Source organism: Rhodothermales bacterium, from assembly GCA_017643395.1.
GTDB lineage: Bacteria > Bacteroidota > Rhodothermia > Rhodothermales > UBA10348 > JABDJZ01.
Genome location: JAEPNP010000002.1, coordinates 363176 through 389284 on the forward strand (window position 1 = coordinate 363176; position 26109 = coordinate 389284).

At 63.1% G+C, this 26109-nt stretch carries 18 protein-coding genes; 8 read left to right on the forward strand and 10 right to left on the reverse strand.

Annotated features, from left to right (window positions below; translation table 11 throughout):
- Positions 1–43 precede the first annotated feature (43 nt).
- Together JJ896_09855 and JJ896_09860 are read right to left on the reverse strand one after the other, a co-directional pair.
- A complete protein-coding gene (locus tag JJ896_09855) occupies positions 44–1438 on the reverse strand; it encodes an alpha/beta hydrolase (GenBank protein MBO6779944.1) in 1395 nt (464 codons plus the stop codon).
- 178 nt (positions 1439–1616) lie between these two features.
- Positions 1617–2951, reverse strand: a complete 1335-nt coding sequence (locus JJ896_09860; protein MBO6779945.1) for a S8 family serine peptidase — start codon at positions 2949–2951, stop codon at positions 1617–1619.
- A gap of 234 nt (positions 2952–3185) precedes the next feature.
- On the opposite strand from JJ896_09860, the gene JJ896_09865 reads away from it, so the two are divergent.
- The 3 genes from JJ896_09865 (at position 3186) to JJ896_09875 (ending at position 9257) form a co-directional block, all read left to right on the forward strand.
- Complete coding sequence (locus JJ896_09865; GenBank protein MBO6779946.1) at positions 3186–6242, forward strand: hypothetical protein; 3057 nt, start codon at positions 3186–3188, stop codon at positions 6240–6242.
- Positions 6239–7930: a sigma 54-interacting transcriptional regulator gene (locus JJ896_09870; protein ID MBO6779947.1), complete on the forward strand. Its 1692-nt coding sequence runs from the start codon at positions 6239–6241 to the stop codon at positions 7928–7930. Before JJ896_09865 ends, JJ896_09870 begins: the two co-directional genes overlap by 4 nt.
- Before the next feature lie 466 nt (positions 7931–8396).
- Positions 8397–9257 carry a hypothetical protein gene (locus tag JJ896_09875; GenBank protein ID MBO6779948.1) on the forward strand — a complete coding sequence of 287 codons (861 nt, stop codon included), beginning with the start codon at positions 8397–8399 and terminating at the stop codon, positions 9255–9257.
- Positions 9258–9567: 310 nt separating this feature from the next.
- On the opposite strand, the gene JJ896_09880 is transcribed toward JJ896_09875, so the two are convergent.
- On the reverse strand, positions 9568–10413 hold the full coding sequence (locus JJ896_09880) for a hypothetical protein (protein MBO6779949.1): 846 nt from the start codon (positions 10411–10413) through the stop codon (positions 9568–9570).
- 192 nt (positions 10414–10605) lie between these two features.
- Here JJ896_09880 and JJ896_09885 point away from each other — a divergent pair, with 192 nt between their 5' ends.
- On the forward strand, positions 10606–10929 hold the full coding sequence (locus tag JJ896_09885; protein ID MBO6779950.1) for a GIY-YIG nuclease family protein: 324 nt from the start codon (positions 10606–10608) through the stop codon (positions 10927–10929).
- A 21-nt stretch (positions 10930–10950) separates the two neighbouring features.
- On the opposite strand, the gene preA is transcribed toward JJ896_09885, so the two are convergent.
- Genes preA through JJ896_09915 form a run of 6 tightly spaced genes read right to left on the reverse strand, consistent with a single transcriptional unit; the run spans position 10951 to position 19331 of the window.
- Positions 10951–12336 (reverse strand): NAD-dependent dihydropyrimidine dehydrogenase subunit PreA, encoded by a 1386-nt coding sequence (gene preA, locus JJ896_09890; protein MBO6779951.1) that lies wholly within the window; start codon positions 12334–12336, stop codon positions 10951–10953.
- Positions 12333–13580 carry an FAD-dependent oxidoreductase gene (locus tag JJ896_09895; protein MBO6779952.1) on the reverse strand — a complete coding sequence of 416 codons (1248 nt, stop codon included), beginning with the start codon at positions 13578–13580 and terminating at the stop codon, positions 12333–12335. Before JJ896_09895 ends, preA begins: the two co-directional genes overlap by 4 nt.
- The gene (gene mmsA / locus JJ896_09900; GenBank protein ID MBO6779953.1) at positions 13577–15049 is read right to left on the reverse strand and encodes a CoA-acylating methylmalonate-semialdehyde dehydrogenase; all 1473 of its coding nucleotides are present in this window, start codon (positions 15047–15049) and stop codon (positions 13577–13579) included. The genes JJ896_09895 and mmsA overlap by 4 nt, the downstream gene beginning before the upstream one ends.
- Positions 15046–16452, reverse strand: a complete 1407-nt coding sequence (gene hydA / locus JJ896_09905) for a dihydropyrimidinase (protein ID MBO6779954.1) — start codon at positions 16450–16452, stop codon at positions 15046–15048. The genes mmsA and hydA overlap by 4 nt, the downstream gene beginning before the upstream one ends.
- Before the next feature lie 3 nt (positions 16453–16455).
- Positions 16456–17811 (reverse strand): aspartate aminotransferase family protein, encoded by a 1356-nt coding sequence (locus tag JJ896_09910; GenBank protein ID MBO6779955.1) that lies wholly within the window; start codon positions 17809–17811, stop codon positions 16456–16458.
- Positions 17808–19331, reverse strand: a complete 1524-nt coding sequence (locus JJ896_09915) for an NCS1 family nucleobase:cation symporter-1 (protein ID MBO6779956.1) — start codon at positions 19329–19331, stop codon at positions 17808–17810. Before JJ896_09915 ends, JJ896_09910 begins: the two co-directional genes overlap by 4 nt.
- A 98-nt stretch (positions 19332–19429) precedes the next feature.
- Here JJ896_09915 and JJ896_09920 point away from each other — a divergent pair, with 98 nt between their 5' ends.
- Entirely contained in the window at positions 19430–20218 is a 789-nt protein-coding gene (locus JJ896_09920) for a hypothetical protein (protein MBO6779957.1), read from the forward strand.
- 2 nt (positions 20219–20220) lie between these two features.
- Here the strand turns inward: JJ896_09920 and JJ896_09925 are convergent, their stop codons facing one another.
- Positions 20221–21090: an acyltransferase gene (locus JJ896_09925; protein ID MBO6779958.1), complete on the reverse strand. Its 870-nt coding sequence runs from the start codon at positions 21088–21090 to the stop codon at positions 20221–20223.
- Positions 21091–21251: 161 nt separating this feature from the next.
- On the opposite strand from JJ896_09925, the gene JJ896_09930 reads away from it, so the two are divergent.
- The 3 genes from JJ896_09930 to JJ896_09940 are packed head-to-tail and all read left to right on the forward strand — an operon-like array spanning position 21252 to position 25896.
- Entirely contained in the window at positions 21252–22730 is a 1479-nt protein-coding gene (locus JJ896_09930) for a calcineurin-like phosphoesterase C-terminal domain-containing protein (protein MBO6779959.1), read from the forward strand.
- Positions 22730–25012, forward strand: a complete 2283-nt coding sequence (locus JJ896_09935; protein ID MBO6779960.1) for a TonB-dependent receptor — start codon at positions 22730–22732, stop codon at positions 25010–25012. Before JJ896_09930 ends, JJ896_09935 begins: the two co-directional genes overlap by 1 nt.
- Complete coding sequence (locus JJ896_09940; protein ID MBO6779961.1) at positions 25009–25896, forward strand: hypothetical protein; 888 nt, start codon at positions 25009–25011, stop codon at positions 25894–25896. Before JJ896_09935 ends, JJ896_09940 begins: the two co-directional genes overlap by 4 nt.
- Positions 25897–26109 lie beyond the last annotated feature (213 nt).

Sequence of the window (26109 nt, forward strand, 5' to 3'; positions counted from 1 at the left end):
TGCAACCTAAAGCCGAGGGGTGACAGTTATCTGTCACATCCTCCTAGCGACGGTACAGAAAGCGCAGCATGTCCGGAAAACGCGCCGCCCAGGCCAACTCATTGTGCGAGGCGCCAAGCGCCTCCACGAAGTAGGCATCGCTCGGGTCATCCACCCTCTCCGACACCACCAGGTGCAGTTCACGCGCGTCCGAAACCATGCCCGCAGCCTCGTCAGAGCCGACGTCGATCCAGATCCGCATCCCCGACAAATCCGCGTTGGCCGCATCGTCCAGAATGAACCGCTCGTCCCACCAGACGGACGGGGATGCCACGAGCAGGCCGTCAAACTGCCCAGGATAGCGAGTGGCCAGATAGATGGTGAGTAGCCCGCCCAGTGAAGCACCGCCAAGAGAAGTCCGCTCAGGATCCGTCCGGTAGGTCGCGTCGATGAAGGGTTTGAGATCCTCGAGAAGGAATCGGCCGAAATCGTCCGCAAGCCCACCCCCCTGGGTCATGAGCGCACTGAACTGCGAGACCCGACCCGCCTGCACAATCGTCGGGCTGAAGTAGATCCCCTCCCGGGGTACGAACAACTCGTCTCCTTCCGGCTCGAGCTCTGTCCAGACATCCTCATAGGGCAACTGGACCTTCAGATCGCCCTCGATTTCGCGGAAGGACAGGCTGAGGTCCGGCTCCATGACGGTCGTGTAGTCACCGACCCATCCCCTTCCTCCTTCCACGCGCCGGAACTCCCACTGCCTGCCGCCGGGCGTATACTCGCGCGTGCGGTTCGCGGGGCTGGCGAAAATCCCGACAATGATGACCGGCTCGATAATGCCCCGTGCGATGAGCCGCTCCGCCGTCTCGTCGGCGGACCACTCATACCCGGAGAGACGCTGGTCAAACAGATGTTGACCGTCCATCATATACAGGACCGGGTACCTCCTGTCTCCGTCATCGTATCCGGGAGGCAGATATACCATGAACTGCTTCTCCTCCGGCAGAAAGCTGGTCGAAAAGCCCTCATGGGTGCGCACATCGCCCACGATTGTCGGTTCAAGCTGCTCCGGCGGATCGTTGAATACACGCCGGACCTCCACATCGCCGCTCTCCCGACTGATCAGTCGATCCCGGCCTTCCTCCCAGCCTTCGTTGGAGTTGCCGGGCCGGTCGATCTTGAACTTGTAGCGCAAGGGCTCTCCGGCGCGGGCGACTTCTATGCGGACCTCGTAGACGCCGTCGTTGTCCAGGTCGGTGGCGAGCACGCTTTCACTCCACTCCAGCGGCTCCACGCTGCCGCGCACACCGACCGCGTCAGTTCGAGGGTCGAACACACCCTCGGCCGTGGCGGGATTCATGTCGACCCGGAAGTGAACCTGAATGGTCGCCTCCGGCGCCTCGCACGCCGCAAGGAGCAAGACGGCCGAAACGAATAGAAGACACTGGCGGAACCGCATAAGGCAAAATAGAAAATGCCGCCCCGCATATACGGGCCGGCATTTTCAAGGTTAGACGATCATTTCTGAGTCGGACCCCTCTTCCGACCAAGAGCCGAGTCGCCGAACCTGAGGTTGAGACAGTTCCGGTGTCTCAGAGGTGTCTCACGTGTGTCTCACGTGAGACACCTCGGGGCAGCTACCTGAGGTGTACACAGGCAGTAGTGGTGTTACCGGGGACGCCGCTGACGCAGCCTTCTGGCGATGAGATGGCCTGTAGCGCCTGTTCTGCGCTCATGTCTCCATCTCGAGCCATGACTGCCGCGATGGCCCCGGCTACATGCGGGACTGCAAAGGACGTACCCGATCCCAGCAGCAGGACGATTTTTTTCTTGCTGATCTTGCCGAGCGACAGGATGTCTTCTCCCGGAGCGTAAATGTCGACTTTCTTCCCGTAGTTGGAGAAGGAGGAGTGTTCATTGTTCGGTCCGTGGGAGCCCACCGTAATCACGCCGCGCGCATGAGCCGGCGTAACCTTGTTGGCGTTCAGACCGTCGTTTCCGGCCGATACGACGACAATTATCCCTGCCTTGTGGGCAGCCGTGAACGCCTTGTCGAGGGCCGTCTTCCACGTCACGCCGATGTAAGCACCAAAGCTGGCCGAGATGATCATCGGCGTGGACGGATTGGCCTCTTTCTCCTCAATGATCTGGTTGATGGCATCGATCACAATGGACATCGACGTCATCCCGAACTTGTTGAGCACCACCATGTTATGCACGGAGACACCCGGCGCGACACCAATCACGCCGGTGTTGTTGTCCAGTGCACCGGCCGTACCGGCGATGTGGTAGCCGTGCGTGAAGACGTCCTTGCCGGCACGCTTTACGAACTCCCGCTCCTCCACCAGATTGACGTCGTCCTCATTGACGCGGGTGTCGAGGACGTACAGATGCACGCCCTGCATATCCGCCTCGGTAACGCCTGCCAGGGGCGCGTTGATGTGCGGCACGCCCCAGGGCGTAGTCTGGTTGTTGCTTGCCGGCGACATCGTGACGCTTTCGGCCTGAACACGCAAATCCGGCTCGATTTCGGCCACCTCCGGAGAGGCCAGCAGCGCGTTCAAAGCGGGCATGACGATGTCGTCTCCCGCCTGGAGGTTGAAGGCCTTCTTGATAGCCTTCTTGTCGAACTGAACAGCACTGGACAACTCCAGGATCTGCCCCCCCGTGCTGTGACGCTTCAGGAAGTTGTGGCGCTTCAGGAAGTTGTGACGCTTCAGGAAGTTGTCGGCGAGAGACTCATTCGAGTCGAAATACCGAATAATGATGCGAATTTCGTCAGGATCGTCCTTGCCCGCCTCTGTCTCGAGGGCGGTCTGTGCAAGCAGATGTCCGTTGACCAGCTTGGGGTCGCCGAGCACCTGTTCCTCGAGCTCAAGGGGGGTGAATTCGGGGGACGCGATCGGTTCAACACATCCGGACGCGACGAAAACGGCCGCAACCAGTGCGGCGGTGGAAGCACGGCGAATCATGGCCGGGTGGGGGTATGTGGGGGTGGTGGGGTCCGAACCCTAGTACAAAGCAGGTGCCAATTCAAATCGACCATATCGACCAGGTCGGCAATGGCCAGCGATCCAAGTATCTATTAATCCGTAATTTAAGCACCAGAAACCCAAGCAAATGCCAACTTTTTCTTTCGACGAACCGAAATCGGTCGCTGTCCGGTAAGGTTTTTGAGTAGCGAGGTTCACCCACCAACCTCCCCCATGCTGATTTCACTTCTCTGTCTGCTGTTGCCCCTGGCAGCAGCAGAGCCGGCCAAGTCCCTCGATCCGGACAAGTCCATCAGGCAGTTCGTCATGGACACCTGGACCATGGAAGAGGGCCTTCCCAACAACGCGGTCGGAGCCTTGCTCCAGACCAGCGACGGTTATCTGTGGGTCGGCACGGACGCCGGCCTGGCTCGCTACAACGGCATCACCTTTACCAGCTTTGATCGCAATCCAGCCTTCTCCTCACACGAGGTTAGAAGTCTGGCAGAGTCCGGAGAGGGCGCCTTGTGGGCAGGCACGCTCACGGGTGTCGTGGTGGTCGATCGCTCGGGAGCGCGGCCGTTGGAGGCACTGCCACGAAGCGTGCGCGTCGAAGCCCTCGTCCCGGCGGACGATGGCGAGGTGTGGGTCGGGACGTGGAGCAACGGATTGTACCGATGCCGGGAGGACGCGTGCAGCCACCAGGGAGGCGCGGACATAGGCCGCATTCAGGGGCTGCGTCTGGGCAGCGGCACGCTTTGGATCGGGACCGAGTCAGGCCTCTTCCGTCTGCGTCCGGACGACGATGGGCCCCAGCCGGTCGCCAACGGCCTTGTGGTCTCGGCGATGGATGTGCTACCCGGGGGCGACCTCCTGGTTACCGAGCGGGAAGGTGGGGTCCTGAGATTCGACAGTAACGGTCGCCGTGTTTCCCGCCCGGAGGATGCCAACTGGCCCACCGAGAGGGTGTGGGCCGTGCTTGCGGATCGCGAGGGTTCTTTGTGGTTCGGCGTAGAAGGCCGCAGTCTCCTGCGCATGTCCGGCACCACCGTCAATGCGTTCGGTCAGAAAGAAGGCCTGCCGGGAACGCGGGTGCTGTCCATCACGGAAGATCGAGAAGGCAGCGTCTGGGTAGGCACCGAGGGCGGCGGCCTTCTCCGCTTCCGCAATGGGGCCTTTACGACCATCGACAGCCAGTCCGGCCTTGCCGAAGAATACGTGACCACCGTCTCACAGGGACCGGATGGCGCCATGCTGGCCGGCACCTTCGGCGGGGGCCTGCACGTCCTGGACCCCGAGAAGTTGATGGTCCGCGAACGGATACGGGGGTTGCCTTCAGCCAATGTGACCGGAGTTCTGCCGGCGGCGGATGGGTCGATTCTTGTCGCGTCCATAGATGCCGGCGTCTCTCGGGTTGTGGGGTCTCGCGTGCGATCCATCCCCGGACTGCCCTCACAATCCGTCTATGCGCTACATCGCGCCCGTAATGGTGAGGTCTGGATCGGCACCGACGCCGGCCTGGTTCGCCTCTCGGACTCGGGGACGTCGGTATACACGGAAGACGATGGACTCGGCAGCAATTCCATCGTCGATATCGAAGACGACGGCGCAGGGCGCGTCTGGGTCGGCACCTATGGCGGCGGACTGACCGTGTTCAACCCGGACGGCACCACGCGCACCTACAACACGGAGGATGGACTCGACTCCGACATTGTCAGCGCGCTCCATCTGGACCGCGAAGGCGTGCTCTGGATAGGCACGCTCGAAGGGGGCCTCAGCATGCTGGACAACGGCCACATCGAGAATTTCTCTATTCGCGACGGCCTGTTCGACCGCTCCGTCTTCCAGATCCTCGAAGACGACTTCGGATTCCTGTGGATGGGCTCCAACCGCGGCATCTCCCGCGTTCGCAAGGCGGACATTCTCGCGTATCGAAACGGAGGTCTTCCGGCCATTCCCCACGAGGCGTTCGGTACGGACGATGGACTCAAATCGCCTGAAATCAACGGCGGCGCGCAACCTGCAGGCTGGAAGAGCACGGACGGTCGGCTCTGGTTTCCCTCCATCGCCGGCGTGGCCGTGGTGGACCCGTCGGACCTGAGCCGCAACACGGTGCCCCCTCCCGTCGTCATTGAACGCGTCGAGGCAGACGGAGTCGCTATCGCGGTCGGCTCCGAGGTCGAATTGGCGCCCGGCACGCGTCGGCTCGAGTTCAAGTTTGCGGCGCTCAGCCTCGTCGACGCCTCCGCCATCAAGTACCGCTTCCGCCTGCGCGGCGAAGAAACGGAATGGAATACGACGATGGCCGGAAACACAGCCACCTACACGTTCCTCGATCCAGGCACGTACACCTTCCAGGTGGCCGCAGCCAACAACGACGGCGTCTGGAACGAGGACGGTGCCTCGCTATCGTTCACGCTCAAACCCTATCTGTTCCAGACCTCCTGGTTCTGGATGCTCATCGCCTCTGCCGGATTCATGGCGGGGGCATGGTTCTTCCGCAGCCGCACCGAACAGTTGAAGCGGCAGCGCACTGAGCTTGAGCAAATGGTGGAGGAGCGTACGCGCGACGTCCTGGCTGCCCGTGACCAGATTCTGGCTCAGTCGGACGCGCTGCGTGCCTCCCTGCGCGACAAGGAGGTGCTGCTTCGCGAGGTGCATCACAGGGTGAAGAACAATCTGCAGATGATCTCGAGTCTGCTGCAGCTCCAGTCGCGGCAGGTCACCGACCACGAAACGAAGCTTCTTTTCGAGGAGTGCCGCAACCGCATCTATTCCTTCTCCATGGTGCACGAGCGCCTGTACCGGTCCAAGGACATGGCGCACTTTGACTTTGTGGAATACCTCAGCGGCGTTGCGCACGCCCTCGTTCGGTCCCATCACCGCCGAGACCGCGAAATCGAACTGGAGGTTCGAGTCGATCCGGGTGACATGGATGTGGACAAGGTCATTCCCTGTGGACTGATAGTGACCGAATTCGTGACCAACGCACTGCGCCATGCCTTCAACTCGCAGGCGCATGGCACCATCTGGGTCAACTTCTCGCGTATGAATGAGACCGGTCTGCTTACTGTTGAGGATGATGGCCTGGGACTCTCGCCCGACATCAGTCAGGAGCGCCGGGATGGGCTCGGGCTGAATCTGGTCGATGCCCTGGTCACTCGTCTGAAAGGACATCTCCGTGTCGAAGCACGGCCGGAGGGAGGCACCCGTTGTGTGGTGCACTTTCCGCTGAGTGATGCCACCCCTGCTTTCCCTGCCGTAGAACGAACCACCGCCGCCGCTCTATGACCATGCGCAATCGCGTGATGATTGCTGAAGACGAGGTCTTCACGGCCCTGGAGCTCCAGTTTCACCTGGAGCAGCTGGGGTATGAGGTCGTCGATCTGGTGTCATCCGGCGAGCAGGCTGTTGAGCGTGCCGTCGACCTCAAGCCGGACCTCCTGATGATGGACGTGCGGCTCGAGGGCGACGTGGACGGCATTGATGCGTTCCAGCAGATCCGGGAGGAGCACGATGTGCCCGTCATCTTTCTGACTGCGTTCGGGGACGAGGAGACCATTTCTCGCGCCAAGGAATGCGGCGCCTTCGGATACATCCTGAAGCCCTTCAAGGAGCGCGAGCTTCGCGCCATGATTGAGGTCGCGCTCAACCGTCACGAGCGCCTGCACGACCTCCAGAAGAGCCATGACGACCTACAGGAGATCCTTGATGGATTGAGGGTCGGCACAGCGATGACGGACGAAGCCGGCCGCATCACATTCATCAGCAGGATCGCCATGCGCCTGCTGGGCATTGCCGAGGAGAAGGCACGCGGCAAGCTGTGGCACGAAGCGTTTCCGTTTAGCGTCGAAACCACCAACAGCCTGCGTGAAATCGCCTCCGCGCCGGACCCGACTGGACTCCAGAAGGTGTCCACGACGGTCAAGCATCGTAGCGGGCGCTCGTTCTACGTCGAGGTTGACGTGCAGCCGGATCCTCGCAACAGCCTGCGACGCATTTTCGTGTTCTACGACGTCACAGAAGTCCACGACCTGCGGCGTCAACTCAACGAGGACTCGCGTTTCCACGATCTCATTGGTGAGAGCGTCTCCATGCAGGCTGTCTTCTCACAGATTGAAACCGTCGGGGCGCTTGACACGACCGTTCTTATCGAGGGCGAGACCGGAACCGGCAAGGAGCTGGTAGCTCGAGCCATCCATCGGTCAAGCCGCCGAGCAGGCGAGCCTTTCGTCGCAGTCAACTGTGCGGCCCTGACCGAATCCCTTGCGGCCAGCCAGTTGTTCGGTCACAAGAAGGGCTCGTTCACGGGCGCAGTAAGCGACGAGCGCGGGTTGTTCGGCGCAGCCAACGGAGGCACCTTGTTTCTCGACGAGATCGGCGACATCCCCATGGACGTGCAGGTCAACCTGCTTCGTGTACTGGAAGAGCGTGCCGTGACCCGAGTAGGAGAAACGCACCAGCGCAAGGTGGACGTACGCATCGTCGCCGCCAGCCACCGCAATTTGCCGGCGGAAGTGGAAGCCGGGCGTTTCCGCGCCGACCTGCTCTATCGGATTCGCGTGGCCCGGATCGACCTTCCGGCCCTCCGCGAGCGTACCGGTGACATTCCCATCCTTGTGCAGAGCTTCCTTTCCAAATTCTCCAGCCGGATCGGCAAGGAGGTCACCGGGATCAGCTCCTCGGCAATGCGGGCACTGATCGACTACGCCTGGCCGGGAAACGTTCGGGAGCTTCGTAATGCTGTCGAATATGCTGTGATCCGGTGCCCGGGCTCGGTCATCCAACCCTCGGAACTGCCGCCCGAGATCCGGAGTCGCCCCGAGGTCATTGCCCTACCGGTTACCGGCGGCAGCCCCAGGGAACGCCTGGTTGCCGCGCTGAACCATACCAACGGCAACAGGAAGGCCGCGGCGGAACTGCTGGGAATAAGCAGGGCCACGCTCTATCGCCGCCTGGCCGAAAACGGAATCGACTGAGGAGGCAGCAGGAGTCCGGGCATTCCCGGTCTCTACGCTGGGCCCCCGATCGACTCCTTCCGCCAACCGCTCGGGTAGTCGCTACGATCATTCCGGGGGGAATCCCGTGGACCTGCCGCCGAGGCCGTGATGCCCGGCACCTCGGAGTCTGGATGCGCATCCCCCGTCGGCCGCTGGGATCCACGTCCTACGTGGATCTCCTTAGGTGTTGTTTCTGCATGCTTTACGTAAAAACACCCGGTTGTACGTAGATACCCGCATAGTCGATGGTGGAACGACTGTGTCGCATGGACAGACACGTGAGACAGGTTTGACACACTCCGTTTTTTGCCCGTCCCCACGGATTTCCCGGGCACCCTCCATTTTGTCCACAAAATGCCGGTTTACACTGTTACTTCAAAAAACTGGCACGGTGTTCGTAGTAGCGATGGCTCGAACCGACGTGTTTCACCCCCCCACCACCCCCATGTTTTTTGCGGACCCCCACCCCGCGGAAGACGGATTTGTCGCCGTACATGAGACGTACTCTCGTACGATCGTGTGTAGCGCGAACGGTTTTTCGCAGGAGTCCCCGTTTCGTCAGATAAAGAGTGCCGTCCTTGGATATGGCAAGGATCGAGGACCGGAGCCTAACCGAGCCACCTCCGTCCTGCCTCCGAATCTTCCGGCGCCGAGAAAGCCAGACGGATCCGCCATCCCGATCGTCGCCGTTCTCAGCGCGAACGAATCCGGGCGAATCAATATGCTGGCCGGCCGCATTGCCGACTGCCTGGCGAACCGTGGCCTGAGGGTCGCCGTTTCTCGATTGACGGGCACCAGACGCACCGCGCTCGCAGAATCGTGCAACTGGGTCGTCACGCGAGACCTCCTGGACTACGGTTACCTCAGCACCCAGCACCTGGATGGCCGGGAGCTTGAGCGGCTGTTCGCTGTCCAGCTCTCCGACCTTGCTGCCGCCTCCCCGGATGTCATCGTGATGGAGCTCGAAGGCACACTGTGGCGGCAGGACGTGCGCATCATGCTCTCCATCATTGGTGCCACGCGTGCCGCGAGCACCGCCGTGATCTCCGCGGTCGAACCCGGAGCGGCACTGCTCGGTCGTCAAATGGCGGAACAGGCCGGACTCGACGTCGCCGCGTTCTGGTCTCCGCGAGCCGATGCCGGCAGCCTCAAGAGAGACAGCCGCATTCGAAAGTCGGGCATTCGAGTCTGCAGCCGTGGCGCCGCCACATGCGCAGCACGAGCCATCACTGCCACGCTTCGACGCCGCTGGGTCCCGCTGGGCAACGGTCTGCTCAATCGCCCGACACTAGCGGCGGCCGCCTGAGGAATCGCTACTGACATTCGCCTCGCCCTACACCTCTTCCCGGCGAGGTGCCCCCGAAACGCTAGTGGGTGGCTGTTTCGGGGCCATATGGGGCCCGATCCATTGCGGATCGGGCCCTTGATCTTTTTGCGGTGCGCCTCGGGCCCGGGACCGTGAGCCCGTGCGGGGGCCCGCGGTTGCCGCCGTATTTCCTCCCGCTATGGGCTACCGTCCCGTCTCCGGGAGAGTCGTCTCTTGCAATAACGGCTATACCCTTTGCCAGCCGTCGGGGCTCCCAGGCTCCCAGGCTCCCTGCGGAACCGGCGCCTCGTTAGGCGTGCTCCTCGGACCTGGACCGGGACGGCGGCTCGACGGAGACCGGACTATTCGGTCTACGGGTGCTGGCGCCCTGTGCAGCCTCATCGAAATAGGGCTGTGGCGTGAAAATGGTCTCCTGTGCGAATGCGGGTGCTGCCGGAGGATCGACGGCGTAGGGCGAGGCGGGACGTGCTGGCGGCGGGACTCCCCCGCCGGGCGGGCTGCCGAACGTGCCGGTGGCGGCGGCGGGCCGTGCGGGCGCCTCCGGCTGGAAAATGGTGGCTTCCTGGGGTGCCTGCATCTGGAAAACGGCAGGGCTGCGCACGTACGTGGGCCGCAAGGGGGTATTGGGTCGATTCTCCGGCTCCTCGTCCAGGCTCGGCTGGATGGCATAGGTGGATGCCGCGACCGCGCCACCGAAAGCTCCGAACAGCACGGTGCTGGCGATCAGAATCGTGTAGCGTGCGATGCGACCGGGCCACTCGAGACCGTCGCGGCCCTCATCCCGAGCGACCATGTCTAGCAGACCGTCCCAGATGCCGTAGATGGTCGCATAGATATAACGAGGAATCGGGTCCAGGTAGTCCACGCCGGCCTGGTCCCCCCCCAGTGCGGTGTACTCGACCAGCAGGTCCACAAGGATGACAATCAGGGCCGCGACGAACCCTACCTTGGCACCGAGCTTGAGCCCCCTGACGGACTCCAACCGGTTGTCGTTGGCCTTTGCAGCCTTGGTGCCTGCCACAAAACCGCCCAGAACGACCCCAAAGCACAGGAAGCCGTTGACCCCCCGGATGGGCAGGGGCCAGGCGATCGAAAACACAAGCACGACGGCAACGCCCGTGATCAGCGGTCCCACGGCGAAGCTGGTCTACGCAGCGACGCCCGTTTCTGGCTGGCGGCGCTGCAGGTGTACATCGGCACGACCGGGTTTTGGCGAAACCCCGCCGTCACAAGACTTTAAATAAAAGCGGACGCTTCGCGCAAAACAAATCCTTACCGTGCTATTCGCGCGAATCCGAGCGCCGAGAGGCCATTATCTGCACGTGAATTGAAGCGACCGTACTACGTCTACGTGATCCGGTTGAACCCTGCCGTCCTGGATCGGTCCGGCTTCAGGAAGCGCAACCCGAGGTACCGCGCCGGACGCCCCTGCGCCTACGTAGGCAGTTCGGTGCGCCCCCCAGACGAGCGCTTTGACCAGCACAAACAGGGGTACAAGGCCAATCGCTATGCGCGGGAGTTCGGCGAGTGCCTCTTGCCCGACGTGTTCAGTCGCTACAACCCCGTTCCGTCGCGGAAGGATGCCCTGGAATTGGAAGAATACCTGGCCCAGCGCCTTCGCGAGGAAGGCTGGGGGGTCTGGCAGGGTTGACCCCGCGGGGCCGCAGCCGCCTCAGACGTGCCCGGGCGGCTCGATCCGGTCCACTTCCCCACGAGCCAGCTTCTCCTGGTATTCGCTCCAGTTCATGCTGGGCAAACCGGAGTCCATCTCGACCATGCTGATGCAGCCGCTCACCGGGCAGACCAGAGAGCACAGGTTGCACCCCACGCAGGTGTCCTTTTTGATCTCGTATCGGTTTACGTAGCCGTGGCCTGCACCGGCCACGACCGTCTGCTTGCCGGACTCCATGACTGCCGTCGTACCCAGCCCGTTGGCCAGGAAATCAGCCAGCGGCACCTCTGTGCGCGAGATCGACTGATGCGCACCGTCCTCGCAGGCGATGTAACAGAGCCCGCAATGAATGCATGTATCCTGGTCGATGTCTGCAACGACCTTGTACCCAAGGTCCAGCTGATTCCAGGCACCGACTCGGGCCACGCTGGCCCCGACAAAGTCGTTCAGGGTTTCGAAACCCTTCTCGCGCATCCAGTTCTTCAGGCCGGACTCCAGTTGCTCCACGATGCGGAAGCCGTAGTGCATTGCGGCCGTGCAGACCTGCACATTTCCCGCACCCAGCAGCAGGAATTCCACCGCGTCCTGCCAGGTCTGCACGCCCCCGATTCCGGACACCGGCAGCCCGATATCCGGATCGGAAGCAATCTGCTGCACCATGTTGAGGGCGATAGGCTTTACGGCAGGACCGCAATAGCCGCCATGGGACCCGCGACCCGCCACCTGGGGCCTCGGTGCCAGCGTGTCCAGATCAACTCCCACGATCGAGTTGATGGTGTTGATCAGAGAGATCCCGTCGGCACCGGCCTTCGCCGCCGCCCGTCCGGGTCCACGGATGTCCGTGACGTTGGGAGTCAGTTTGACCAGAACAGGCGTCGAGGCCACTTCCTTGGCCCACTCCGTGACCATGCAGGTGTATTCCGGCACCTGACCCACAGCCGAGCCCATGCCACGCTCAGACATGCCATGCGGGCACCCGAAGTTGAGCTCCAGCCCGTCACAGCCCGTGTCCTCCACGCGACGAACCACGTCATGCCAGGCATCCTGGGTAGACTCCACCATCAGACTCACCACCACGGCGTGGTTGGGAAACTCGCGTTTGATGGCGCGGATCTCCTCCAGGTTGTCCTCCAGACTTCGGTCCGTGATCAACTCGATGTTGTTCAGGCCGACCATCCTGCGACCGTCGTAGTCGATGGAGCCGTATCGGGAGCTGACGTTTACAGCAGGCTCATGACCAACGGTCTTCCAGACCACGCCTCCCCAACCAGCCTCGAATGCCCTCCGGACCTGGTAGGCGGAGTTCGTCGGCGGACCAGAGGCCAGCCAGAACGGATTCGGGCTCCTGATTCCGGCCACGTCGGCCGTCAAGTCCGGCTGCTTCATGCCTTCAGGTATGCGTCTATGGCCTGGGCAGCATTCTTGCCGTCCTGGACCGCGTCAACGATTTCTGCGCCTCCACTCTCGCAATCACCCCCTACGAATACGCCTTGGCCGAGTCGCCCGAGCTGGTCCAGGATGGCCTCCTGTCCAAGGGCCATGATGACCATGTCGCAGGGAAGCACGCGGGTTGAACCAGCGTCCGAGAACGATTCGGGGTCCACCGGCTGTAGCCGAATGCCCTCGACATGCGCATTGCCTTCGAAGGCAGCAGGTCGCACAAACCAGTCAAAGACTACTCCGTCCTGCTTGGCCAGTTCGTACTCGTAGGCGAAGGCCGACATCTGCCCGGGACCACGCCGGTAGGCAATGGTAACCGTCTCGGCGCCCAGCCTCACAGCCTGGGTCGCGACATCGATGGCCGTATTGCCGGCTCCAACCACGACTACGTGGCGGCCGACCCGACACTCTGTCAGCGGACCAAGATGAGCCGGAAAAATGAAGTCCAGCGCTTCCACGATCCCCGGAAGGCCGGCACCCGGCAGATCCAGCGTACGCGTCTGGCCGAGGCCGACGGCCACAAACACCGCGTCGTACTCGGAGCGCAAAGTGGCCAGCCGCTCCGCATCAACATGCTCGCCGAGCCGGATGTCCACCCCCATTTCTTCGATGGGCTCAATCTCACTCAGGGCAAACTCGGTGGTCACCTTGTAGGGCGACAGCCCGAGGGTATTGAGCCCCCCCGCCACCTCGCGGGCCTCGAAGACCGCAGCTGCGTGGCCCATCTTGCGAAGCTCAAAGCCGCAGGTCAGGCCCGCTGGACCACCTCCGACGATGGCAACCCGTTTTCCAGTGTCCGGACCCGGTTCAAAGAACCGCACGGCACGAGCTGCGGCCGCATCGGTCGCAAAGCGCTGCAGACGGCCGATTTCAACCGGCTCCTTCAGCAGGGTCCGGTCTACGCACGCTCCTTCGCAAAGCACCTCCGTAGGACAGGCGCGCGCGCAGGAGCCGCCGAAGATGTTCTCTTCGAAGATAGTCTCGGCGGCACCCAGCGGATTGTCGTGCAGAATGTCCCGGATGAAAGACGGCACATCGATGCCGGTTGGACAGGCCCGCGTGCAGGGCGCGTCATAGCAGTAGAGGCACCGCGCGGCTGCCGCGACGGCCTCGTCCCTGGTAAGGGCCGGGTGCAGGTCTGAGAAATTCTGCGCCAGCTCCTCGGCGCCAAGTCGGGTTTTTTCGATCAACTCATCCAGTTGGCTTTGCCGGAAGCTTCCCACTTGGTGGTGATCTTCCTGGCCTTGGTCCAGAAGTCGATGGCCGTATTTCCGGTGATGTCTCCCCCGCCAAACGCGGATTCATTCCATCCCCCGAACGCGAAGGGCTCCCGAGGCACCGGAACGCCGATATTGACACCGATCATTCCGGCACTGGCTCGATCTGCAAAGTACTGGGCCGTACCGCCACTTGAGGTGTAAATGGCCGCTGCATTGCCGTACGGATTGGCGTTCTCGATGGCGATGGCCTCCTCCAGCGTGTCACACCGAATCACTGTCAGCGTCGGGCCGAAGATCTCTTCGCAGGAAGCCTCGTGATCCGGCTTGGCATGGTCGATGATCGATGCGCCCAGATAGCGCCCTCCGGCCGGGGCGTCCGCTGCCACGGCTTTGCGGCCGTCCAGCGCCAGCACGGCACCACCGGCTTCCGCACGATCCAGGTAGCCCGTAATTCGGTCATAAGCCGCCTCGGAGATGATCGCGCCGATGTCACGGCCGCCCTCGAGGCGGGCCATGTGCTCGGTAATGCGGTCAAGAATGTGGTCGCATTCGCCCACGGCTACCAGCACAGACGCGGCCATGCATCGCTGGCCCGCGCAACCGGTAACGGAAGACGTCACGTTGGATGCCGTCATTTCCGGGTCCGCGTCCGGCACGACGACCAGGTGATTTTTCGCACCCCCCATCGCCCGTACCCGCTTTCCGGCGACCGATCCCCGATCGAACACGAGTTTCGCCACGCGGGACGACCCGATGAATCCCACGGCGGAGATCCCGGGGTTGTCGCAGATGGCCTCGACGATTTCGCGGTCCCCGTGCACCACGGAGAAGATGCCCGGCGGCAGTCCCGCCTCGTCCAGCAAACGCGCGATCTCCATGGCCGACAGAGGCGTCTGCTCGCTGGGCTTCAGGATGAACGCATTGCCGAGCGCAATCGCCATCGGGATCATCCACAGGGGCACCATGAACGGGAAGTTGAAGGGCGTGATGCCGGCCACGACGCCCATCGGCACGCGCTCCAGCCGGCACTGCACGCCCGCGCTGACTTCCATCACGTTGCCAGTCGCCGTCTGCGGCAGACTCGCCGCGAACTCAACGCACTCGACCGCGCGCAGCACTTCCCCTCGCGACTCGGCGATGGTCTTGCCGTTCTCGAGGGTGATGACCTCGCAGATGCGGTCTTCGTCCCGAGCCATCAACGCCTTCAGTCGGTACATCACCTGCACGCGGTCCTTGAGCGGCATCCCAGCCCAGGCCTTTTGCGCCTCGGCGGCCGCCGCGACGGCAGCCGAGAGTTCCGACGCCGTGGACAGCGGCACTTCGGTGATCACCTCGCCGGTCCGCGGTGCGGTCACCGGAAGATGCCGGGCTGTTTGGCTGATCGTGCGCTCGCCGCCGATCACGTTCGGCAGCACCGATTGCTCCACCATCACACTCATGCTTCCACCTCCTCGTGTTTGCTTGCCCTGAGCCCGGCGTACGTGCGCGGCAACCACTGACCACGTCCTGCCTGACCCACGACCTTGTAGTCGTCAACGATCACGTCGCCACGGGATATCGTGGTCCGCGCAAAACCGGCCAGGTCCCATCCCTCAAAGGGGCTCCAGTCTGCATTCGTCTCCATCGTGTCCGGATCAACCTTCAGTTTCAGGTCCGGATGGATGATGGCCACGTCCGCATCAGAACCAACCTGCAATGCACCCTTGCGGGGGAACAGGCCCATGATTCGCGCCGGATCCGTTGACAGCTTCCGCACCATGGTTTCGATGTCGATGCGGTCCGCGAGCACGCCATGCGTGTAGACCAACGGCATCAGGGTCTCGAGTCCCGGCATGCCCATCGGAATCTTTGTCCAGTCCCCTTCCCACATCGCCTTCTGCTCACGCGTGAAGGTGCAGGTGTCGGTCGAAACCACGCTAACCTCGCCGTCCTGCAGGCCCTTCCAGAGCCGCTCCACATCGGCCGGCTTCTTGAGCTGCGGGCAGCAGGCGAACAGGTGCCCGTCCTCCCTGTCAAAGACCGAGTCATCCAGCACCAGATACTGCGCGCAGGTCTCCGCGATCACCGGAACGCCGCGCGCCTGGGCGGCCTTGATGATGTCGGCCCCCTCGCCGGTGGACATGTGCACGATGTACAGCTGCCCGCCGGTGACCTCGCACCACGTGACGGCGCGCTGAATGGCCTCCCATTCAATGAAATTGGGCCGTGTCATGCGATGCAGGCGCGCCCCGTATTCGGCCATCAGCTCGGGCGTATGATGACGGGCGATGAGCTCATCGAGTGCCCTCGACGACTCGGCATGCACCAGCAGCATCGCGCCCAGATCACGCATCTTCTCGAGGGTGCCGAACATGGCCCGGTCGTCGGACTGCCAGCCCTCGGACTCGTAGATCATGAACTCCTTGAAGGTGGTGAATCCGCGATCCACCATGCCCTCGATCTGATCATGATGCTCGTCCCAGCGTGTGATGCAGATGTGGAAGGTGTAGTCGATGAGCGCCTTGCCCTCGGCCTTCTGCATCCAATTGTCGGCGGCATCGCTGAGCGAGTCTCCTTCGTAGGGAATCGCGAAGTCGATGAGTGTCGTCACGCCCCCACGCGCTCCGGCGCGCGTGCCGGTGAAATAGTCGTCCGATGAGGTGGTGCCGCAGAAGGGAAGCGCCAGGTGCACATGCACATCCAGCACGCCGGGAATCACGAAATGACCGGCTGCATCGATCTGCCGATTCCCCTGCAGGTCCTCGCCGATCGCAGCAATCTTCTCGCCGCGGATGGCCAGATCGGCTTCAATCACGCCACCGGGCGTGACGAGCCGACCGCCCTTGATCACGGTGTCATACATGGCCTACCCTCTCGCAGCGCTCAGGGCCGCGTCCAGGACATCGACCGCATAGTCGGCGTCCTCTTTGGTGATACACATGGGAGGCTTGATCCGGAGCACGTTGCCGTACAGGCCGCCTTTGCCCATGAGTACGCGGTGTTCGCGACAGACTTCGAGCACGGCCGCAGTTTCAGCCTTGGCAGGCTCCTTGGTTTCGCGGTCCAGGACGAGCTCCATGCCCAGCATGAGGCCCATGCCACGCACGTCGCCGACCAGTTCGTGGCGGTCCATGAGGCTTTCGAGGCCCGCCTTCAGGTGTACGCCGACCACCCGGGAGTTTTCCTGAAGTCCGTCTTCTTCAATGACGTCCATGACCGCGAGACCCGCCGCCATGCTGACGGGATTGCCGCCGTAGGTGTTGAAATGCAGGCGCCCGGTGAAGGACTCCGCAATCTCCCGGGTCGTGGTGACGGCCGCCAGCGGCACGCCGTTGCCGATGCCTTTGGCCATGACCACCATGTCCGGTGTGACGCCGGAGTGCTGGAAGCCCCAGTAGTGATCGCCCGTGCGGCCGAAACCGGTCTGGACCTCATCGCTGATACACAGGCCCCCATGATTGCGGATGATCTGGTAGGCCTCGGTCAAGTAGGCCGCCGAGCCATGCGACGCCCCACCCACACCCTGGATGGGCTCGGCAATGAACGCCGCGACCTGTCCCGGCGTGGAGTAGCGCAAAAGGTCGCGGAGCTGCTCGGCGCTCTTGGCGGCGATCTCCTCAGGCGTGCCGTCAAAGGGATTGCGATAAGGGTCCGGATTCATGGTGTGATGAATCCGGTAGCCCTGGGGGATAACCGGCTTCCAGGTATGGTGGCTGGTCAGCCCCATCGACGTGGACGACATGCCGTGATAGGCGTTGCGAAGCGCGATCACGTCAATGTTGCGCGTGTGCGCCCGGGCCATGTTGATGGCCAGTTCGTTCGCCTCGGAGCCGGAATTGACGAAGTACGTGACGTCCAGGCCGTCTGGCATCTTCGCCGCCACCTTCTCCGCCAGCAGCGGCAGATTCGGATGCAGGTAGATGGTCGTCGCGTGCTGCAGGTGGCGGAGCTGCTCGTTGATGGCCTCGGTCACCTTCGGGTGCCGGTGCCCGCAGCTCACCGTCACAATGCCTGCGATCATGTCCAGATACCGGCCGCCCTGCTCATCGAACAGCCATTGCATGTACCCGTCCACGATCATGATCGGCTCCCTGTAGAGCGCGAAAATGGACGGGTGGACAAACTGTCGGCGCAGGGCCAGGACCTCGTCCCGGCTCGGTCCGTCATAGGCCGGCGGCGCGTAGTCACAGGGCGGCATGGCCGGCGCGGTAGAGATAGTCATGAGCGTTCGGGCGGGTAGGCCCGCATGAGGATCAGATACGCGATGCCCGAGAGCATGAGGCTCACAAACCAGGCGTACGTGTACAGTGAAACGAAGAAGTCAGGCACGGCAATCGAACCGCCGGACGCGCTGGCCAGGAATCCGGGCACGTTGGGCAGGATGCCGATGGCCAGGGCGGCAAGCGCCCGCCAGTTGAAACCGCGGCCGCCGTAGGAGTAGGTCCCTGAGCGGCTGTACAGATGGTCGATGGACAGGTGCATGCCGCGGACCAGGAAATAGTCGACGAGCATGACGCCACCGATGGCGCCCAGCAGCGAGGAATAGCCGATCAGCCACATAAAGATGTAGTTGGCCAAATCGGTGTAGAGCTTCCAGGGGAAGATCAGGATGCCAATGACGCCTGTGATCAGCCCGCCGGTGCGGAACGAGATCTTTGATGGCGCGAGATTCGCGAAGTCGTTCGCAGGCGATACCACGTTTGCCGCGATGTTGGTAGACAGCGTGGCGATGGTCAGCGCAAAGAGCGCAAAGCCAATCAGGACAGGGCTCTCGAAACGGCCAAGGAGAATCACCGGGTCCCAAACGGCTTCGCCAAAGACAATCACGGTCGCCGCCGTCACCGCAATGCCGATGAACGAGAACAGCGTCATGGTCAGCGGCAGGCCGATGACCTGTCCCGTGATCTGGTCCTTCTGCGAGTACGCGTAACGGGTGAAGTCAGGGATGTTGAGGGACAGCGTGGCCCAGAACCCGACCATTGCCGTCAGATTCGGCCAGAATGCCGCCCAGAAGTTGAAATCTCCGGCCCCCGAGCCGCGCACCTGCGCCACCGTCTCGGCGGACAGGATCGCGCCGAGGCCGCCGCCCGCGGAGATTCCCCAGTACAAGAGACCCAGTCCGATCAGAATCAAGAACGGCGCCGCGAGGGTCTCCAGCCACTTGATCGTATCGATCCCGGCCAGAATGACCGCGATGTTGATAGCCCAGAAGAGGAGGAAGCAGCCCAACTGCCCCCAGGACAGGCCGATGACGGGCAGCATGTCCGCCGGGCCGGCCGGTTCGAATCCGAAAATGACGGCGTGGAGGGTATAGATGGCGGATCCGCCAATCCATGTCTGAATGCCAAACCAGCCGCAGGCAACCAGCGCGCGCATGAGCGCCGGCACGTTGGCTCCGACCGTGCCGAAGGAAGCGCGCAGCAGCACGGGGAACGGAATCCCGTAGCGTGTCCCGGCATGTGCATTCAGCACCATCGGGATCAGCACGATCAGATTGCCCAAAAGGATCGTGAAGAGCGCCTGCGTCCACGTCATGCCCTGGGAAATGAGTCCGGCCGCGAGCGTGTAGGTGGGAATGCAAACGGCCATCCCCACCCAGAGCGCGGCGATATTCCACCTGCCCCAGGAGCGCTTGTGAGCCAGGACCGGCGCCAGATCGGGGTTGTAGAGGCTCGGAGAAGGATCTTTCGGATCCCTGGCTACGATGTCCTGCTTGTTGGGGATGTGGCTGGAGGCACTCATCGGGTTCGCTGAATAACGCACAAAAAGCGCTTTTCTGCCATCTTTTCCGGCAGCGAGAGTGGGCGCAACCGCAGCCCTGCACCTACGTTTGCCGCTCCATGGCCAAAAAGATCTATTCGGAGAAGGAGGTTGCCGCCCTCGTGGGAGCGGCAGCGCGACTGCAGGCACGGGCCGAGGAGTCTCACACGGCCGGTCTGACGCTTGAAGAAGTGCGCGAGGCTGCCCGGGCGGCCGGTATCGATCCGCAGTGGGTGGATCATGCCGCAGCTTCTGCAATGCGAGCTCAGGCGCCCTCGACGTGGCTTGGTGTGCCGGTGTCGGTACACCGCACGCGGCTCTTCAAGGGCGAAGTCTCGGACGAGGCCTGGGGGCGCATGGTGTCCGAGATGCGTCGTTCCCTCGGGGGACTCGGGCAGGCTGAGAGTTTCGGCTCTTCCCGCATGTGGCATCGCCGGCCGCTTCAGATTTCGGTTGACGAAACCGAGGACGGCACGCTCTTCAGGGCGGATGCGGATTGGTCGTATGAGGTCCGCAGTCTGGCCGGCCTTCCGGGCATGCTGGCCTTCTTTGCTACTCTCGCGGGATTTGTCGGAATGGTGGACGGGGCCTGGCGCCTCCTGATTCTCGGCGCGTTGCTCACCGCAGCGACCCTGGTGACCGCCCTGGCCTTTTATGGGCGATACCGCGCAAAGGAGCGACGTGTCGGGGAGAAATTTGACCATATGCTGGATCGCATGGAAGCGATCGCGGAGGCGGAAGGCGCGCGCCGTGAGCGGGCCTTCGGAGACGAAGACGTGGTGGCAACCGGCGAGGGCCCATCGCTCGAAATCACGGACGAACCGGCCTCTGAATCCGAACGAGCCTCCCGCCGCAGCCGGATCCGCTGAGTTCAGCGGCGCGCGGTGGCCTCGTAGGTGTCCGGCCGGCGGTCCCGGTAGAACTGCCAGACGTTGCGCACCTCACGGATCAGGTCCAGATCCAGGTCGGCGACAATCACGGCGTCCTCTGAGCGTGGACCCTCAGCGATGATCTGTCCGCGCGGGTCACAGAAGTAGGACTGCCCGTAAAACTCGCCGAAGTTCCAGGGAGCTTCGGTACCCGGCCGGTTGATCGCGCCGACGTAGTAGATGTTGGCGCAGGCCGCTGCGGGCTGCTCCAGCTTCCAGAGATACTCGGACAGTCCGGCCACAGTAGCTGAGGGATTGAATACGATCTCGGCACCGTTCAGGCCGAGCTCCCGCCAGCCTTCCGGGAAGTGCCGGTCATAGCAGATGTAGACGCCCACCTTGCCGACGGCGGTATCGAACACCGGATAGCCGAGGTTGCCAGGCCGGAAGTAGAACTTCTCCCAGAAGCCCGGGTGGCAGTGCGGGATGTGCACCTTGCGGAATTTGCCGAGGTAGCTGCCGTCGGCATCTATGACCGCGCAGGTATTGTAGTAGACCCCGGTCAACTCCTCCTCGTACATCGGGACCACGATGACCATGCTGTGCTTTTTGGCCAACTCCTGCATCAGGCGGGTGGTCGGCCCGTCCGGGATGCGCTCGGTCATGTCGTACCACTTGATCTCCTGCTCGGCGCAGAAGTACGGACCGTAGAACAGCTCCTGCATGCAGAGCACCTGCACGCCCTTGGCAGCGGCTTCCTCAATGAGGGCCACATGCTTGTCCATCATCGACTGCTTGATGGCCTCCACGGAGTGGGTGCCATCCAGCGTCAGGGTGGCCTGGATCAGGCCGGCGCGTACGGGTCGTGCCACGGACGGGTACCTCGTAGTTTTGTGGCACCGAAGGTAGGGGCCGCGGGGCAATCGCGCCGACTGTCGATGGCAGTATGGGCGTCATTGCGCCTGCGGCGCGTCTACCGTAGTGTGATTCAGGAGGGACTGCGGTCTGCGGTCCCCAAGAGACTTGAGAAGCCATGCCCAGTCGCCGCACCTTTTTGAGATCTGCCCTCGTCGCCGCTCCCGGGCTCTGGCTGGCTCCGGAGCTTGTGCTCGCCGATCCGTATCGACCGGCGCTGCACCGACGGCTCGGAGGCGCTCCTGTTCGCATCCGGGGCACCGTTTCAGCGGGCGGGTCCGGACTCGCTGGCGTAGCGGTCTCGGATGGGTTCGATGTCACCGTCACCACGGCGGACGGCTCCTACGAGCTGATTTCTTCGGACAGGCAGCGGTTCGTGTTCGTAAGCACACCGGCAGGCTTTCGCATCCCTACGACAGGCATGGGCACGGCCGCCCACTACCTCCCCATCCGGCCGGATGATTCAGGCGACATGACCGCCAACTTCAGCCTTGAGCCCGGACACGACGACACCGAGCACAGCTTCCTTGCCCTGGGGGACACCCAAACCCAGACCGCGTTCGAGATGCAGCGGCTGCATGCCGAGTCCGTGCCCGACATGCAGCGCGTGACGGCGCGGCTGTCCAATGCTGCATTCGGAATCGCAGTCGGCGACATCATGTTCGACGATCTGTCGCTGTTCCCTGAGTACGAACGCGCGGTCAGCCGCATCGGTATCCCCTTCTTCCAGGCCGTGGGCAATCACGACCTGGATATGGACGCGGGGGTCGACCCGGAGTCCGTCAAGACCTTCGAACGTCACTTCGGCCCCGCCTACTATTCGTTCGACCGTGGCGCGGTGCACTACGTGGTGCTGGATGATGTCCTGTGGCACGGCTCCGGATACATCGGACACCTCTCGGCCGATCAGTTGACCTGGCTCGCCCGGGACCTGCGACTGGTTGAGGACGGCCGGACCGTGGTGGTCTTTCTGCATATTCCCGCCCTTTCCAGCCAGTATCGCCGGCGAGGACAGGATCGGCCTTCCACGAGCGTCTCCCTGACCAACCGCGAGCTACTGTACCGACTCCTCGAGCCCTTCAATGCTCACCTGATTTCGGGGCACACCCACGAAAACGAGCATGTGCTCGAAGGCGGTGTTCACGAGCACGTTCTGGGTACTACTTGCGGCGCCTGGTGGTCTGACGACATCTGTCATGACGGAACGCCGAACGGATATGCCGTCTACAGCGTGCGTGGTGACGCCTTGAGTTGGCGGTACAAGAGCACCGGACAGGTGTTCAGCAGCCAGATGCGGCTCTATGCCCCGCGGGACGGTCAACCTGAGCTGATCGCCAATGTCTGGGACTGGGATCCCGCCTGGCAGGTGGTTTGGCTGGAGGACGGCGTGCAGCGCGGTCGCCTGGAGCCGCGGGTAGGGCTCGATCCGCTTTCGGTGTCGCGATTCGACGGCGACGATGCGCCTGCCCATCGCACCTGGGTGCAACCCATGCCCACGGAGCATCTGCTGCACGCAGATATCTCCGATGCACGTGGATCCGTGGTCGTGGAGGCCGTGGATCGTTTCTCCCGGACCTATTCCTCCCGCCTGAGTTAGTGCGCCGGTCGGGGGGGCTCCTAGCCGCCGCGCTGCTAATCGGCGCATTCTCGACGGCCCAGGCCAGGCAGGTTTCCTTGCTCGGGTTTGTGAGCGATGGGTCCAGTGGCAGGCCGATCGAACTCGCCAATGTCCTGGTGGCGCAGGGAGACCGGCTGATCGGGGGCACCACTGACGAGGAGGGCCGCTACCGCATTACCGACCTGTCGGAGGGCACCTGGGTGCTGCGGGTTTCCTTCGTAGGGTTTCAGACATTTGCCGATACCCTAGCCCTGGTCGACGGTGAAAGCCGGACCGTCAACGTGCGCCTTCAGCCCGGCGAGCAAGCACTTGGTGAGGTTGTGGTCGCCTCTGAGCGTACCTCCGGCGCCGCCCGGGTGACGGCCGGTCGGCAAACCCTGACACCCCAGGACGTGGAGTTGATTCCGTCTCCGGATCTGTCGGCAGACCTCGTCACCGCGCTGACCAGCCAACCGGGTGTGGTTTCGTTGGGCGATCGCGGGGGCCAGCTGTTCCTACGGGGTGGAGAGCCGACTCAGAATCTGGTTCAGCTGGATGGGGTGCTGTTGTACCAGCCGTTCCACATTCTGGGGTTCTTCTCCGCGTTCCCCTCTGACATTGTGCGGCGCGCAGATGTTTATGCCGGCGGGTTTGGAGCCCGGTATGGCGAGCGGGTCTCATCAGTGCTGGATATCTCTACCCGAAACGCCAACCTGTTCCGACGCGAGGGGGCGGCGACCCTCTCTCCATTCTCCATAGGCCTGGTGCTGGAGCAACCCCTCGCCGAGGGGAAGGCCTCTGCCCTGCTGTCGGCGCGACGCAGCCTGGTTCGCACCGGCGCCTCGGGCCTGGTAGACCAGGATCTGCCCTTCACGTTTGGGGATGTGTTCGCCAAAGTGCACGCCGTGCTCAATCCCAACGCACGCGGCGAGCTGTTTGCGCTGCATACGTTCGACCGCGGCGGCCTGAACCCGACCGGCAGCGCGGCGGCGCGGGAGGTCGCCTGGCGCAACACGGCGCTGAGTTCAAGACTGCTCGTCATACCCCGGCAGCTTCCCGTAACCGCCGATGCTCGCGTCTCCTGGTCGCGCCTGCAAAGCGAACAACGCGCGGATGCCGCCGAAGTCCGTCGAGCCGACGTCGAGAACCTGCATTTCGCCATCGACGGGGTGTTCTACGGCCGAAGCGACGTGGCGTGGGGAGCCTCTGTGCGAACCGTGCGCCTTTCATCGGAGCTCGGAGGGCAGTTCCAGAACATCGAAGTCCGCAATCGCACCCTGGAGCACGCCGGGGTGTATCTCGAGCCGAGGATCCGACCCTCACGTGGCCTGCGCATCGAACCAGGGATCCGAGCCCAGTTCTTCGACATTCGTTTCAGTCCCTTCCTGGAACCGCGGCTACGCGCTGCCTGGCAGGTCGGACCGGTGGAGTTCAGCGCAGCGGGCGGCATCTACTACCAGGCAGTACTCGGACTGAGCGACCGACGGGACGCTGCCAGTGTGTTTACGGTCTGGACGCACACGCCTGGACCGTCAGACCTGACTGGGGACGTGCGGGCAGGTCGGGCACAGCGGGCAAAACATGCGATCGCGGGGGTGCGACTTGACGCCGGAAGCGGTATTGAAGTCGCCATCGAAGGCTATGTCAGGAAGCTCGACAACCTGTTCATTGCGGAGTGGACTGCTTTTCCCCGGTTCACCACCCGCCTGCAACCGGCGACAGGCAGAACGTCGGGGTTCGACATTCGTGGCGAGGTGCGACGAGGCGCATTCCAGCTCTACGGGACGTATGGGTACGCGGCGACGCGCTATGAAGCCGAACAAAGTTCTCTGCTGCTTTGGTACGGCACTGAGCGACTGGCCTTCCACCCCCCGCATGACCGGCGTCACCAGGCGAACCTGTTGGCGGCCCTGCGCAAGCCGCGGTGGCAGCTCAGCGCGCGCTGGCAGTTCGGATCCGGGTTGCCGTTCAGCCGGGCCGTGGGCTTCGACGGATTCGCCCTCGTGGACGACGTTCGAAACGCCGGGGACTTCGAGGGGTCGCGCCGCGTGATCTATGCCGATCCGTTTGGCGCGAGGCTGCCGACCTATCACCGACTTGATCTCTCGGCAGAGCGGACCTTCCGTCTCGAAGGCTGGGACTTGATCGTGCAGGCGAGCCTCATCAATGCCTACGATCGGCGAAATCTCTTTTTCCTGGATGTGTTCACCCTGGACCGCGTGGATCAGCTCCCACGCGTGCCCTCGCTCGGCATCCGGGCCGAATTCGGAGGGGAGCGATGAAGCGTGTCTATGCCACGACCTCCGTCTGGCTACTGGTCCTCGCTGCCCTGGTCTTCTTCACCGGCTGCGACGAGGAGGTCGTCGCGGTGACCGGGACGGACCGGGCGTATAGCCTGTATGGTGTGTTCAGCCCCCAACTGGATACGCAGTGGGTCAGGGTGTTCCCCATTGAAGGATCGCTCCGGCTGGCCGGTGATTCGCCGCTGGCCGCGACGGTTACATCGGATGTCGGGGGGCGCCCTGATGGCCGAGTCTGGACCGACAGCGTGATGATCGAGACCAGCGGCCAGTTTGCCCACGTCTTCTGGGCTCCCTTCAGCGCGGAGTACGAGCGGACGTACACCCTCAGGGTTTCCGGCGACGACGGGCGCATGTCGAGGGCCACCGCCACTGTGCCCCCTGAAACGGAGATGATCCTGCCGGCGCGCACGAACCAACCGGCGTCCGTTTTCAGCGTGCGCGTTCAGGGCGCTGCGCCAAACCTGATTCGCATTGAGATCACCTATTCCGTGCGCTATCTCGGCTTTGGCGGCATCGAGATAGAGCGGTTCACCGTCGGGTATGACGATGAGGCCGTGCAAACATCCGGAGGTTGGGACATTCCGGTTAGCGCCGGACTGGATGTGGGAGGCCGGATGCGAGCCCTGGCCGCGGAAGGACTCAGGCGGGATGTGGCCGAGTTCAAGGTCTCGCGCATCGACGTGCGGCTCATCGTAGCCAACGCCGAATGGAAGCCGCCCGGCGGCTCGTTCGATGCCGACGTGCTCGTGCAACCCGGACTCATGTCCAACGTGACCAACGGGTTCGGCTTCCTGGGCGCGGGATATCGGCACCAGGCTTCGTGGATTCCGCTCGACACGCTGATCGTGTCCGGCGGCGGCTAGAGGTTCTTGGGACCGGAGCGCGAGTTCCGGGCGGATACGACGTGGGATTTGCGCCCCGTTTTCCACTCGGCGACACCCGATCCGGCGGCCCGAGGTGGAATACCCCCCCGGATTACACCTAACCACGCCAAAAGACGGGCTGCTTGTGGAATAGGGGCGCGGGTTTCCATGTCAGGTCCGGCGGGGGGGCGAAATTGCCATGTCTGCCGCGGC

Excerpts from the sequence above, each read along its gene's own strand:
- JJ896_09870 (MBO6779947.1), top strand. The coding sequence starts at position 6,239 with ATGACCATGCGCAATCGCGTGATGATTGCTGAAGACGAGGTCTTCACG.
- JJ896_09910 (MBO6779955.1), bottom strand. The coding sequence starts at position 17,811 with ATGACTATCTCTACCGCGCCGGCCATGCCGCCCTGTGACTACGCGCCG.
- JJ896_09875 (MBO6779948.1), top strand. The coding sequence starts at position 8,397 with ATGTTTTTTGCGGACCCCCACCCCGCGGAAGACGGATTTGTCGCCGTA.
- hydA (MBO6779954.1), bottom strand. The coding sequence starts at position 16,452 with ATGTATGACACCGTGATCAAGGGCGGTCGGCTCGTCACGCCCGGTGGC.
- JJ896_09940 (MBO6779961.1), top strand. The coding sequence starts at position 25,009 with ATGAAGCGTGTCTATGCCACGACCTCCGTCTGGCTACTGGTCCTCGCT.
- JJ896_09915 (MBO6779956.1), bottom strand. The coding sequence starts at position 19,331 with ATGAGTGCCTCCAGCCACATCCCCAACAAGCAGGACATCGTAGCCAGG.
- mmsA (MBO6779953.1), bottom strand. The coding sequence starts at position 15,049 with ATGAGTGTGATGGTGGAGCAATCGGTGCTGCCGAACGTGATCGGCGGC.
- JJ896_09865 (MBO6779946.1), top strand. The coding sequence starts at position 3,186 with ATGCTGATTTCACTTCTCTGTCTGCTGTTGCCCCTGGCAGCAGCAGAG.
- preA (MBO6779951.1), bottom strand. The coding sequence starts at position 12,336 with ATGAAGCAGCCGGACTTGACGGCCGACGTGGCCGGAATCAGGAGCCCG.
- JJ896_09920 (MBO6779957.1), top strand. The coding sequence starts at position 19,430 with ATGGCCAAAAAGATCTATTCGGAGAAGGAGGTTGCCGCCCTCGTGGGA.
- JJ896_09860 (MBO6779945.1), bottom strand. The coding sequence starts at position 2,951 with ATGATTCGCCGTGCTTCCACCGCCGCACTGGTTGCGGCCGTTTTCGTC.
- JJ896_09930 (MBO6779959.1), top strand. The coding sequence starts at position 21,252 with ATGCCCAGTCGCCGCACCTTTTTGAGATCTGCCCTCGTCGCCGCTCCC.
- JJ896_09855 (MBO6779944.1), bottom strand. The coding sequence starts at position 1,438 with ATGCGGTTCCGCCAGTGTCTTCTATTCGTTTCGGCCGTCTTGCTCCTT.